General features: G+C 41.3%; 8 protein-coding genes. 7 read left to right on the top strand and 1 reads right to left on the bottom strand.

Going from position 1 to position 13,712, the window contains the following annotated elements; genetic code table 11:
* Positions 1-275: 275 nt before the first annotated feature.
* The 5 genes from V7654_RS13120 to helD all read left to right on the top strand — a co-directional run bounded on the left by V7654_RS13120 (position 276) and on the right by helD (position 7,171).
* On the top strand, positions 276-689 hold the full coding sequence (locus V7654_RS13120) for a CoA-binding protein (protein WP_335430815.1): 414 nt from the start codon (positions 276-278) through the stop codon (positions 687-689).
* Positions 690-792: 103 nt separating this feature from the next.
* Positions 793-1,914, top strand: coding sequence for a sugar diacid recognition domain-containing protein (locus tag V7654_RS13115; RefSeq protein WP_335430814.1), 1,122 nt, complete (start codon positions 793-795; stop codon positions 1,912-1,914).
* Between the two features lie 119 nt (positions 1,915-2,033).
* On the top strand, positions 2,034-3,302 hold the full coding sequence (locus V7654_RS13110) for a GntP family permease (protein ID WP_335430813.1): 1,269 nt from the start codon (positions 2,034-2,036) through the stop codon (positions 3,300-3,302).
* 72 nt (positions 3,303-3,374) lie between these two features.
* Entirely contained in the window at positions 3,375-4,508 is a 1,134-nt protein-coding gene (locus V7654_RS13105; protein WP_335430812.1) for a glycerate kinase, read from the top strand.
* Positions 4,509-4,843: 335 nt separating this feature from the next.
* Positions 4,844-7,171: an RNA polymerase recycling motor HelD gene (gene helD, locus V7654_RS13100; RefSeq protein ID WP_335430811.1), complete on the top strand. Its 2,328-nt coding sequence runs from the start codon at positions 4,844-4,846 to the stop codon at positions 7,169-7,171.
* A gap of 155 nt (positions 7,172-7,326) precedes the next feature.
* Here helD and V7654_RS13095 read toward each other — a convergent pair whose 3' ends face one another.
* Positions 7,327-8,742 (bottom strand): S8 family peptidase, encoded by a 1,416-nt coding sequence (locus V7654_RS13095; RefSeq protein ID WP_335430810.1) that lies wholly within the window; start codon positions 8,740-8,742, stop codon positions 7,327-7,329.
* A gap of 549 nt (positions 8,743-9,291) precedes the next feature.
* Here V7654_RS13095 and parE point away from each other — a divergent pair.
* Both parE and parC read left to right on the top strand, forming a co-directional pair.
* The gene (gene parE / locus V7654_RS13090) at positions 9,292-11,271 is read left to right on the top strand and encodes a DNA topoisomerase IV subunit B (protein WP_335430809.1); all 1,980 of its coding nucleotides are present in this window, start codon (positions 9,292-9,294) and stop codon (positions 11,269-11,271) included.
* Positions 11,268-13,706: a DNA topoisomerase IV subunit A gene (parC, locus tag V7654_RS13085; protein WP_335430808.1), complete on the top strand. Its 2,439-nt coding sequence runs from the start codon at positions 11,268-11,270 to the stop codon at positions 13,704-13,706. Before parE ends, parC begins: the two co-directional genes overlap by 4 nt.
* Positions 13,707-13,712 lie beyond the last annotated feature (6 nt).

Genomic DNA, 13,712 nt, shown 5'->3' with positions numbered 1-13,712 from the left:
CCGCGGAAAGCGAAGCGCCTGGAACGGAAATCAACAGACTAGTATTAAAGATCAACTAAATAAAAAAAGCTGTAGACAAACTTGATTTTCCAAGTTTGTCTACAGCTTGAAACGTTATACATTTATCGGTATAACGTTTTTTTATTTAGTGGTAAGATGCAAGTATTTTCATTTATTGAAAGAAAACATAGGTAATAGGCAAGATTATGTCTCATTTTAACATCTTGAGTTAAAATAAAATGGGATATAAATACATTCATAGGAGTGAGGGACACATGGCAATTGAGAATCCAAGCCGGGAAGAAATCGGGAAAATCTTGAAAAAAGCGAAAAGGATCGCAGTAGTCGGATTAAGCGATAATCCTCAGCGCACCTCATATATGGTGTCACAGGCCATGCAGGCTTCCGGCTACGAAATTATACCGGTAAATCCAACTGTTGATGAAGTTCTGGGAGTCAAGGCAGTGAAGACTTTAAAGGACATTGAAGGCCACATAGACATCGTCAATATTTTCCGCCGTTCAGAATACCTTCCAGAACTTGCGAAAGAGTTTGCCGAAAGGGATGCTGATGTTTTCTGGGCACAGCTTGGCATTGAAAATGAAGAAGCTTACAACTTTTTAAAGGAAAAAGGCTACACAGTCATCATGGACAGATGCATAAAAGTAGAACATGCATTGACTAGATAATTCGGAAGCGTGGGGACTTATGTTCACACGCTTTCGCTTTTGTTTATGGCATTAATCCGCCATAATGGAAAGAAACATATTTGTTTCAAGGCAGGTATTTTCTATGGAGTTTTTAAACAAGCAGCTCGCCCAGGAAATTGTCGATCGTACAATGGGCATCATCGGCTGGAACATAAATGTGATGGATAACCGAGGAGTCATCATTGGCTCCGGCGATAAAAATCGGATAGACGATTACCATGAGGGAGCAGTCATGGTGCTTGACAAGGGTCAGGGCTTCGCAATCAGTGAAGAAGAAGCGAAAAAGTTGAATGGCGTTAAAGCGGGTATAAATCTTCCTATTACATTCGAGGGAAAAATTGTTGGTGTCATTGGAATTACAGGACCACCTGATGAAATAATTAATTACGGCGAACTTGTGCGGATGGCCGCAGAGCTAAGCCTTCAGCAAGCTGTACTCATGAATGAAATCCAGTGGGACGAACGGCTGAGGGAAGAGCTAGTCAGCCAGATTCTTCATTTTGAAGGCAAATTTGATTCTCTCTTTCTTGAACGATCCAAACGCCTCGGCATTGACTTGGAGCTGCCAAGATCAGCGATGATAATATTAACTCCAGATCGCAAGAAATCTTTTTCCTTTCTGAAAAACATGCTGGAAAAAGAAGATTTATTTTTGATGCAGCACGACAGGATTGTCATTTTAAAGAAAGTCCCTTCAGGAGAAACTACCAAAGTATTGGCTTATCTAATAAACATCGCTGAAGGCTGGCATAATGGAATGAAAGAGTATTTAAAAATGGATGTGAAAATAGCGATTGGGGACTATCATGGTGGACTTACCGGCACAGCAAAATCCTATCTTCAGGCATCTAACACACTGATTGCAGGTTTAAAATTAGAAGCTGAAAGGCACATTTTTACTTATAAAGATTTTTATCTTCCTGTATTTTTACTTGTGGCATCCAGAGAGGGACTGACCGAGGATTTGGAGCCACTCATCGCCCTTTTATCAAAAAAAGACCCAAAAGGCGAACTAACTGAAACATTACGAGTGTTTATCGAAATGAATGGGGACATGAATGGTACTGCGCACCAGCTATACATACATCGGAACACATTAAGGTACAGGCTGGATAAAATCACTGAAATCACAGGCAAGGACCCACGTAAAACTACCGAATTGCTGCATCTTTATATCGCTCTATTAAATAACGAAATGAAATAGTTGTGCATTTGCACAAGAGACCTGTGATAGAACAGGTCTTTTTTTGAACGTTTGTATAATGAAATACCTATAGATAGCGCTTACAATTATGATACAACTAGACACAAGGAGGAATTACAGTGGATGTACAAGTAAGCGCTTTCGGCGCAATTGTAGCACTAATTGTTGCAATATTTCTTATTCTTAAAAAAGTATCCCCAGCATACGGAATGATTGCAGGCGCACTTATCGGTGGACTTGTGGGCGGTGTTGATGTCACGAATACAGTTACATTGATGATGGAAGGTGCTAAAGGCATCATTCCAGCTGTATTAAGAATTCTTGCTGCAGGTATTCTTGCAGGTGTCTTGATAGAATCTGGTGCAGCTGCCGTAATTGCAGAAACGATTGTAAAAAAAGTAGGAGAAACTCGCGCTTTGCTTGCACTTGCAATTGCGACAATGATCCTGACAACCGTTGGAGTATTCATCGACGTTGCTGTAATTACTGTATCTCCTATCGCATTGGCAATTGCTAACAGAGCAGGCATCTCTAAAACAGCTATCTTGCTTGCTATGATCGGAGGCGGTAAAGCCGGCAATATCATGTCACCAAATCCGAATGCAATTGCTGCAGCAGATGCTTTCCAAATCCCTTTGACTTCTGTTATGGCGGCTGGAATTATCCCAGCCATTTTCGGACTTACTGTCACGTATATTTTAGCTAAGAAGCTAGTGAACAAAGGTTCAAGTGTTACAGCACAGGAAAGTGAGACGCAGCACAACGGAAAGCTGCCGCTGATTTTTCCGGCTATCGTCGCTCCATTAGTCACGATTGTCCTGCTTGCTCTTCGCCCGTTGTTTGATATCAATATCGACCCAATGATCGCTTTGCCAGTCGGTGGGATTGCTGGTGCACTGGCAATGGGTCACATTAGAAAAATCAATGATTATGCTGTAGCAGGCCTAGGCAAAATGTCTGGCGTTGCAATCATGCTTCTTGGAACAGGAACACTTGCTGGAATTATCGCTAATTCAGGTTTGAAGGATGTTGTCATAAATAGTTTAGAAGCTTTTGGTCTGCCTGGTTATGTACTTGCTCCTGTATCTGGTATCTTCATGTCAGCCGCTACAGCCTCAACTACTGCAGGTACAGCAGTTGCATCACAGGTGTTCGGATCAACCATACTTGAAATGGGTGTAACAGCATTAGCAGGTGCCGCAATGGTTCATGCCGGTGCAACTGTACTTGACCACCTCCCTCACGGAAGCTTCTTCCATGCAACAGGTGGCAGTGTAAATATGGAAATAAAAGAGCGTCTAAAAGTAATCCCTTACGAAACTTTAATTGGTTTAACTTTAGCGATTGTGTCCACGTTGATTTTTGGGATTTTTAAGTTCTTCGGATAAGGATTTTTCACTATCTTATAGGTTTATCCAGTTTTGATAATCCGGATCCAGCAATGAAAGGGGAAGCCGCGCATGAAAATCGTAATAGCGCCTGATTCATTTAAAGAAAGCTTGACTGCACTTGAAGCAGCCCTGGCAATAGAGAAAGGGATGAAAAAGGTTCTTCCTGATGCTGATTTTATTAAAGTTCCCATGGCCGATGGAGGGGAAGGAACTGTCCAATCACTCGTTGATGCGACAGGGGGCAAGATCATTTCGAAAACGGTCACAGGACCACTTGGAGAATCCGTCGAAGCATTTTTTGGAATATCGGGTGATGAAAAGACCGCTGTAATTGAAATGGCTGCCGCTTCTGGTTTGCATCTTGTTCCAGCTGAAAAAAGAAATCCATTAATCACAACTACAAGGGGTACAGGTGAATTAATAGCAGCCGCTCTTGATTATGGAATCGATCGAATCATTATTGGAATTGGCGGCAGCGCTACGAACGATGGCGGAGCCGGCATGGCAAAAGCTCTCGGCATTAAGCTGCTTGATTCTGAAGGAAACGAAATAGGTGATGGAGGGGGCGCACTGGGGAACATCGCCGCAATTGATATGTCCAATATGGATCCTCGCGTGGCATCTGTTTCAATCGAAGTTGCATGCGATGTCGATAACCCGCTTACTGGACCAAAAGGGGCTTCCAGCATATTCGGACCTCAAAAAGGGGCTAACCCTGAAATGGTGAGACTTTTGGATGGAAACCTAATTCATTATGCACAGATGATTCGCAGAGATGTTGGCAAGGATATCGAAAAGATTGCTGGATCTGGTGCTGCCGGCGGCCTTGGAGGCGGCTTAATGGCTTTCCTGTCGGCAGAGTTAAAAAGAGGCGTAGATATTGTCCTAGAGGCGACTGCACTTGAAGATCAGCTGAAGGATGCAGATTTCGTCATTACCGGTGAAGGAAAGATTGATGGACAGACGATTTTTGGCAAAACGCCAATCGGAGTTGCGAAAACAGCAAAAAAACACAGTATTCCAGTAATCGCTATCGCAGGCAATGTAGGCTATGACAGCCATGTTGTTCATGAACATGGCATAGATGCTGTTTTCAGCATCGTACCTGGAATTATCCCTCTGTCGGATGCATTCGAGAATGCCAGTGTATATGTGGAAAGGCTGGCTGCAAATCTAGCCACTGTAATTAAACTAAGTAAATAACAGAAAGAAAGAAGAAAGCCGCGAGCTGTGTGAACAGCATCGCGGCTTTCTTACGTTTAGAGTGGATGGTAAAAGGTTATTGTTGATTTACAAACTCGATAGTGAATTGTAAATCAACTGTAAAGTTCAATACAGTCAAATAGAAAAATAAAAAAACACCTATATTAAGGTGCATTCGACAAAAAATGTATTTGAATTATAAATATGCACATAGTAAAATGGAAGTTGATTCTAATAAAAGTGTTAGTATATATACACAAAAACTCTAATATAACATTAACACAAAGTAAAACAAATGTCAAATAAAAGAGCATGATTTTGGGGAGTGAATTTTCATGGAAGAAAAACAGCTGAAAAACCTGGAAAATGAACAGAACCGTGTGGATTTCATTATAAAGGAGATCGACAAAAAAGCGGAAAAATGGAATGAAAGCTCTAGTGGGGTTGGCTCAGATGCACTCCAGTTAAGAAAAACATTCTGGGAAGACGTAACTGTAAACTTCGATGAATCCGATGATGTCGAAGAAACATTCACTAGTATCAAACAGCAAGCAGCACTCCTATCAGAGCGTGAACGTACACAATCCCAAATGATCAAGCAGCTGAAAACTCTATCCCGTCTTAGATTTTCCCCCTATTTTGGCAGGGTTGATTTTCAGGAGAATGGTGAGAGCCAGACAGAAAAGATATACCTTGGTATCGCTTCGCTAATGGATGAAAAAGAAGAGAACTTCCTTATCTATGACTGGCGTGCACCGATTTCTGGCCTGTATTATGACTACTCTCCAGGACCAGCTAACTATAAAACTGATACTGACATGATCGAAGGAATAATAGAGCTTAAACGCCAGTTTGTCATCAAGGCAGGAAAAATTAAGGCAATGTTTGAAACCGGTGTAACAATCGGTGACGAGATGCTCCAGGAAGTATTAGGCAACAACGCTGACACGCAAATGAAGACAATTGTAGCGACAATCCAGAAGGAACAAAACCAGATTATCCGAAATGATTCCAGCAGCCTTGTTATTGTCCAGGGGGTTGCCGGAAGCGGCAAGACATCCGCGGCCATGCAGCGGGTAGCTTATCTTTTATATAGATACAGAAATATTATAAAGTCAGAAAACATCATGCTTTTCTCACCAAATCCTTTATTCAATAGCTATGTAGCCACTGTACTGCCTGAGCTTGGTGAAGAAAATATGCAGCAGGCAACATTTCAGGAATATCTGGCTACAAGATTTGGAAGTGATTATACACTTGAGGATCCTTTTGAACAAATGGAGTTTTTATTAGAAGCAGAAAAAGATGAATCATTTTTTGTGCGCAAAGACAGCATCCGATTTAAATCCAGCCTTGATTTTAAATTCCTATTAGACAGATATGCTGAAAAATTATCAAAGGAAAAACTCCCTTTTAAAAACATTGGTTTTAAAAAGCGGATGATCATTTCCAAACAAGACATCTCAGCCTTCTACGAATCCATTGACAAAAAGATTTCGATACCCAATAGGATACAGCTGGTTAAAGAGTGGCTCATCAAGGAATTGAAAAAGAAATCAAAAATTGAACAAAAACAAGAATGGGTAGAAAGAGAGATCCAATTCCTTGAAAATGAGGATTATCTCGAAGCTTTTAAACAGAGCCAGCAAAAACAAGGTGCAGTAAATGATACCTTCAATGATTATGACCGCGAACAAAAATGGCTTACTGAAATGGTTGTTAAAAAACGTTTTAAGCCGCTGTTTAACTCTGTTAAAAAACTTAGGTTTGTTGACACAAGAGCCATTTTTATCGACTTTTTTAAACATGGTCACGAAAAAAATGCTGTTCTCCCTGATGGCTGGGAAAAATCATGTGCATTTTCAATCAGCAATTTAGAAAAACGTTTCATAGCATACGAGGACGCAACCCCGTTTTTATATTTGCAAGACTTAGTGGAAGGCAGAAAATCAAATACATCCATTCGCCATGTATTTATCGATGAAGCACAGGATTATACACCATTCCAATTTGCTTATATAAAAATGATGTTCCCATACAGCAAAATGACGCTGCTCGGAGATATAAACCAGGCAATCTATTCGGGTCCTACAGGAGCTCCAACCATTTTGGCAGAATCCGAACTAGATTTTGGAGAAAAAGAAACCTATAGATTGACAAAAACATATCGCTCCACCAGGCAGATTGTGGAATTCACCCGCCAGTTGATTGATGGCGGAGAATTAATTGAACCATTTAACAGAACTGGCCCAAAACCAGTGATTGTTCAAGTTGAGGACATGAATGATCAAGTAACCAAAGCAAGTAAAATAATTAAGAAGATGCAAGAAGCGGGACATAAAAATATCGCGATCATCTGCAAGACTGCAAAGGAAAGCAAATCAGCCTTCGAAGCAATCAAACAAAAGCACGATGCCAGACTGATTGAAAAAGGCACATTAACATTTGAATCAGGCATTAATGTAGTCCCAGCGTATCTTGCTAAAGGAATAGAATTCGATGCTGTCCTGATCTTCGACGCTTCTGAATATCAAAGAGAAGAAGAGAGGAAATTGCTGTATACCGCCTGTACAAGGGCCATGCATGAATTGTTTGTTCTGTCAGCAGGGAACATGAGTCCATTGCTGGACAGAGTGACTAAAGAAACATATGTAATGCAATGATTTTTTGTTTGACTGTTTTGGAAAAGATTGTTTCCTAATATTTAAAAGCTCATCCGTCCTGGATGAGCTTTTTTTGCTTATCGGAAAGCTGAGATATGTTTGATTTTCAGGATTCCTAAATAAGAGAAGTGCTCTTTTCTACTTGAAAAATCTTTTTATCTAAACAACTGGAATAGACTGCCTCGATATTTTTCGGTTTCCACTTTATTTGTTTTTGCTTGCTGCAGTGCAGAATTTACATCAATCAACCCATTGCCAAAATCAATATCTTTACCCTTTTCGCCTAGATCGATTGCTGAGTTTTTTATGATATTGATCACCTGGGTATTCGTTAATTCAGGATTTGCTGACTTAATTAAAGCGGCAAGGCCGGCTACATGCGGTGCGGCCATTGAGGTACCGGACAAGGAAGCATATTGCTTATTAAAATAGGTGCTGGGAATATAGACACCTGGAGCAGCAATATCAATGTACTCACCATAATTCGAAAAGCTGGCCCTTTTTCCGTCATAATCGACAGCCGCCACGCTCAGCACCTCAGGATAAGCTGACGGATAGGTTGGCTGATCTGAGCCGTCATTGCCCGCTGCTGATACCATCACAACATTTTTTGAATAAGCATATCGTACAGCTTCTTCTAGCACTTGTGAGGGCTGGTAATTTCCCAGGCTAAGGTTGATGACATCTGCTCCATTGTCGACAGCCCAAACTATGCCTCTTGCAATATCAAACGTTGTACCATACCCTTTTGCTCCCATTGCTTTTACAGGCATTATTTTATTGAACCACGTTATGCCTGCAACACCTTCATTGTTGTTTGTCTCTGATGCAATGATTCCAGCCACATGAGTTCCATGTCCATTATCATCATCTGGCTCATTATTTTCATTCAGTACGTTATATCCTTTTACAAGCCTGTTTTTCAGTTCCGGATGATCTAGATCCACTCCTGTATCAACAATTGCGATTTCAATTTCTTCTGAACCGCGCGTAATATCCCATCCTTGTTCAGTTCCAATCACAGGTAAGTTCCACTGATAATTTTCCTGATAAAGCAGATCATTAGGCAAGTTAACTTGATTTTGCATCAAGATAAAATTAGGCTCGACATATTCTACATTTGTTCTCTTTTTAAAATAATCAATCATTTCAGGTGTTTCCATCACCGTCGATCTAAAAATATAGATCGAATCGAAATGCTTATTTACTACCCAGCCTTTAATGTCACGGGTAATTTGGTCAATATCTTCAGCACTTGGTTCGTTTAAAAAATCGACGGTCGCCTCGTGATCATAGTAATGGCTTGTATCTTTTTTGTTATGATGAATTCGCGTAACCTCTTGCTGTGTATCAAGCTGCTTCTTTATTCCTTCTCCCATTTGAACATTATTGATTTCAACCATATGTTGGCTGCTAGCCCCTGGTTTGATCATCATCGGATTTCCTTCTGATTGGACAGGTGTCCCATAATGATCGGCTTTGATATCATCACGCCTGAAGATACCTCCGGCAGTAAGTGCTAAAAACAAGATCAAAGATGCACCCAGGACAAAAACCTTTGTACTTCTCATATATTTGCCCTCCGTAAAAAGAGAATTTGTTCTTATGTTGCTGTACGGCTGCTGAATTTAATGGCGGGAATCATTGGGATTTTAGTTTTATTCAAGCTTTTAATTGCTCCTTTTATAGTAAAAGGGATCGATTAATTTTATTTACAAGGGAGAAAAGGGGGGAATCATGCTATAGCATGATTGAGACTCTTTTTTTTCAACTTTCCTCGAAGACTTCTTTCAAAATGTTATCGAATAGATTGTGCTGTAACCACAAAGTTTATGAAGAGGTGCCGAAGAATTCATTTACCAGTGTCCATTTAATCGATTTTTTATGACAAAATTCCATTTAATTCTTTAAATCCGTTTGCCAAATCCTAATTAATCGCTACAATTAAGCATAGACGCCATTCTTATGGTAAAATAAATATAGAGAACGAGTGTTCTTATAGGTGGACTTGAGTACTTTTTAACACTTTACTATCTACAAAGACGAATACTTAATTAAATCATTGACACTATACATAAAAACCGTCAATGTTGTTTGCAAGAAATGAAAGGGGTATGTTTGTGGCAAGAAATCAGCAAGCTTTTGATTATAATGATGATGCCATACAGGTGCTAGAAGGCTTGGAAGCCGTCCGGAAAAGACCTGGTATGTATATTGGAAGCACAGATACACGGGGGCTTCACCATCTCGTTTATGAAATAGTTGATAACTCTGTTGACGAAGCACTTGGCGGCTTCGGAAATCAAATTATCGTTAAAATCCATAAAGATAATTCTATTAGCGTGCAGGATAAAGGCCGCGGAATGCCCACAGGGATGCATAAGCTTGGCAAACCGACACCGGAAGTCATTCTTACAGTATTGCATGCGGGCGGAAAATTTGGACAAGGCGGATATAAAACGAGCGGCGGCTTGCACGGTGTAGGTGCATCCGTCGTAAACGCACTTTCAGAATGGCTCGTTGTCACCATTAAACGTGATGGATTTGTTTATGAACAGCGGTTTGAGAATGGCGGAAAACCAGTAACCACTCTTGAAAAAATTGGAAAGACAAACCAGACTGGTACAACGATTCACTTTAAGCCAGATCCAGAAATCTTTTCGACACTGACATATAACTACGACACTTTATGTGAGCGTCTTCGTGAATCAGCGTTCTTACTGAAAGGTTTAAAAATAGAAATTATAGATGAACGTCATGATGCCAAGGATGTTTTCCACTATGAAACAGGAATCCAGGCATTTGTTGAATACTTGAATGAAGAGAAGGATGTTCTTCATCCAGTCGTCAGCTTCGAAGGCGAATTCAGCAAGATTGAAGTTGAGTTTGCATTCCAATTTAACGATGGATACTCCGAAAATGTTCTTTCGTTTGTCAATAATGTCAGGACGAAGGATGGCGGTACTCACGAAGCAGGTGCAAAGACGGCAATGACAAGGGTATTCAACGAGTATGCCCGCAAAGTCGGACTTCTAAAGGAAAAGGATAAAAACCTAGAGGGCGCGGATATACGTGAAGGTTTGGCCGGGATTGTTTCAGTTCGCATTCCTGAAGAGCTCCTTCAGTTTGAGGGCCAGACGAAAGGAAAGCTAGGTACGAGTGAAGCCAGATCTGCAGTAGACTCTGTGGTTTCCGAACACCTTTTATATTTTCTTGAGGAGAATCCTGATATCAGTACTTTGCTGATCCGCAAGTCAATCAAAGCCTTCCAGGCACGCGAGGCAGCTCGGAAAGCGCGGGAGGATGCACGAAGCGGTAAGAAAAAGAAACGCTCGGACGCAATGCTTTCTGGAAAACTGACACCTGCCCAGTCTAAAAATCCAGCTAAAAATGAACTTTATCTTGTAGAGGGAGACTCTGCAGGCGGTTCAGCCAAGCAGGGACGGGATAGAAAGTTCCAGGCAGTACTGCCTTTGCGAGGCAAGGTTATAAATACTGAAAAGGCAAAGCTGCAGGATATCTTCAAGAACGAGGAAATCAATACAATCATTCATGCCATTGGTGGCGGAGTAGGTACCGACTTTAATGTGGATGATATCAATTACGATAAAATCATCATCATGACTGATGCTGATACAGATGGAGCCCATATTCAGGTTCTGCTTTTGACATTCTTTTACCGATATATGAAGCCGCTTATTGAGGCTGGAAAAGTTTTCATCGCCCTGCCTCCGCTATACAAGGTAAGCAGAGGTACTGGCAAAAAAGAGATCATAGAGTACGCATGGAGCGATGATGAGCTTAAGGGCGCAATGAAAAAAGTCGGTAAAGGCTACATGATCCAGCGCTATAAAGGACTTGGTGAAATGAATGCCGACCAGCTGTGGGAAACAACGATGGATCCAGAATCTCGCACATTGATTCGCGTGCGAATCGATGATGTTGCACGCGCTGAACGGAGAATAACAACTCTGATGGGTGACAAGGTTGAACCCCGTAGAAAATGGATTGAATCCAATGTCGCATTCGGCCTTGAAGAAGACGGCAATATACTTGAGAATGAAAATATTTCAGTTGCAGAGGAGGTTGCTGGCGAATGAGTTCAGTAGAAAAATTCCGTGACCTTCCTTTAGAAGATGTATTAGGCGACCGTTTTGGCCGTTACAGTAAATATATAATCCAAGAGCGTGCACTTCCTGACGCCAGGGATGGATTAAAGCCTGTTCAGCGCAGGATATTGTATGCCATGCACGTTGAAGGCAACACGAGTGAAAAAGGGTTCAGAAAATCCGCAAAGACCGTCGGTAACGTAATCGGCAATTACCATCCTCATGGTGATACCTCAGTTTATGACGCAATGGTGCGAATGAGCCAGGACTGGAAAGTACGCAATTATTTAGTTGAAATGCATGGAAATAACGGAAGCATCGACGGTGATCCTCCAGCCGCGATGCGTTATACAGAGGCAAGATTATCCGCAATTGCTGGCGAATTATTAAGGGACATTGATAAGCGTACAGTGGAATTCATTCCAAACTTCGACGATACTTCAAATGAACCTACAGTACTCCCTGCCATGTTCCCGAACCTTCTTGTTAATGGTTCAACAGGTATTTCTGCTGGTTATGCAACCGATATACCACCTCATAATCTTGCAGAGGTAATCGATGGAGTGTTCATGCGAATGGATAACCCAGCATGCACGATCGATGACCTCATGCAGGTTATTAAAGGGCCTGATTTTCCCACTGGCGGAATCATTCAGGGTGTTGAGGGAATCAAGAAGGCATACCAGACTGGCAAAGGGAAAGTCATCGTGCGCGGCAAGGCTGAAATCGAAGAAGTCAGAGGCGGGAAGCAGCAAATCGTTATTACTGAAATTCCTTATGAAATCAATAAAGCCAACCTTGTCAAAAGAATGGATGAATTTCGTCTAGACCGTAAAGTCGAGGGTATTTCAGAGGTGCGTGATGAGACAGACCGCACCGGCCTTCGTGTTGTCATCGAGCTTAAAAAAGAAGCAGATGCTAATGGAGTCTTGAACTACCTATACAAGAACAGCGATTTACAAATCACTTACAATTTCAACATGGTCGCAATTAACAAAAAACGACCTGTCTTAATGGGTCTTGCTGAACTCCTTGATGCGTATATCGATCATCAAAAGGATGTCGTGACGAAGCGTTCACAGTACGACCTTCAAAAGGCAAAAGAGCGGCAGCATATCGTGGAAGGCCTTATGAAGGCTCTCTCAATCCTCGATGAAGTAATTGCTACAATCCGTGCTTCTAAGGATAAGCGTGATGCTAAGGATAACTTAATCAAAAAATTCGCTTTTACTGAAGTTCAGGCTGAGGCGATTGTTTCCTTGCAACTATATCGATTAACGAATACGGACATAACAGCACTTCAGGCTGAAGCTGAGGAACTTGCCAAGAAAGTAGAAGAGCTTACTGCTATTCTTGACAGTGAAAAGAAGCTTCTTGCTGTCATCAAAAAAGAATTAAAAGATGTCAAAAAACGGTTCGCAGATGATCGCCGCACAAAAATAGAAGCGGAAATCGAAGAACTTAAAATCAACCTTGAAGTCCTGATTGCCAGCGAGGATGTAATCGTAACAGTAACCAAGGATGGGTATGTTAAACGAACAAGCCAGCGTTCCTATGCGGCATCAAATGGCATGGATTTTGCAATGAAGGACACAGACAGGTTATTGTCGCAGCTGAACATGAATACAAAGGAAGTGCTCCTGTTATTTACAAATAAGGGTAGCTACCTATATTTGCCAGTTCATGAACTTCCTGATATCCGATGGAAGGATCTCGGCCAGCACGTGGCCAATATTGTTCCGATTGACAGGGATGAAGAAATCATCAAAGCAATGCCAATCAGTGACTTTGACCAAAATCTATTCCTTGTGTTTATAACAAGGAAAGGCATGGTTAAGAAATCTGAGTTAATCCAGTATAAAGCACAACGCTACTCGAAGCCTTTAACTGCGATCAACGTAAAAGGTGATGACCGAGTTGTCGATGTACACATCACGGATGGAACTAAGGATTTATTCCTGTCTACAAATCTTGGTTATGCACTTTGGTTCAATGAAGAGGAAGTCAGCCCAATCGGTGTAAGAGCTGCAGGAGTTAAGGGTATGAATCTCAAGGATGACGACTATGTTGTTGGCGGTAAAGTAATTGATGATAACACCCAGTCCATCGTAGTTGCTACACAGCGTGGTGCAGTGAAAAAGATGAAACTCTCTGAATTTGAAAAAAGCTCTCGTGCAAAACGCGGAGTGGTCATGTTAAGAGAATTGAAATCGAATCCTCACCGAATTGTCGGTGTAGAAGTTGTCCGCGATCAGGATGAAATTTTCTTCCAGACTGAGAAACAGCAGACTGTATCCGTAAAAGCCAGAGAACTTCGATTCAATGACCGCTATACGAACGGTTCATTCCTTGTAGATGAAAGCGAAACTGGAAAGCTAAATGAACTCTGGAAAGTCGAAAGTGAACTACCAACAGATAATCAATAATAATTC

Origin of the sequence: Bacillus sp. JJ1609 (genome assembly GCF_036967045.1) — a bacterium.
Classification (GTDB): Bacteria; Bacillota; Bacilli; order Bacillales; family Cytobacillaceae; genus Mesobacillus.
The sequence above is the reverse complement of the archived record's forward strand: the minus strand, read 5'-3'. Positions and strand labels throughout refer to the sequence as shown.

Bases quoted from the DNA above. Each gene is read 5' to 3' on its own strand.
- V7654_RS13120 (WP_335430815.1), top strand. From the start codon at position 276: ATGGCAATTGAGAATCCAAGCCGGGAAGAAATCGGGAAAATCTTGAAA.
- V7654_RS13115 (WP_335430814.1), top strand. From the start codon at position 793: ATGGAGTTTTTAAACAAGCAGCTCGCCCAGGAAATTGTCGATCGTACA.
- V7654_RS13105 (WP_335430812.1), top strand. From the start codon at position 3,375: ATGAAAATCGTAATAGCGCCTGATTCATTTAAAGAAAGCTTGACTGCA.
- helD (WP_335430811.1), top strand. From the start codon at position 4,844: ATGGAAGAAAAACAGCTGAAAAACCTGGAAAATGAACAGAACCGTGTG.
- V7654_RS13095 (WP_335430810.1), bottom strand. From the start codon at position 8,742: ATGAGAAGTACAAAGGTTTTTGTCCTGGGTGCATCTTTGATCTTGTTT.
- parC (WP_335430808.1), top strand. From the start codon at position 11,268: ATGAGTTCAGTAGAAAAATTCCGTGACCTTCCTTTAGAAGATGTATTA.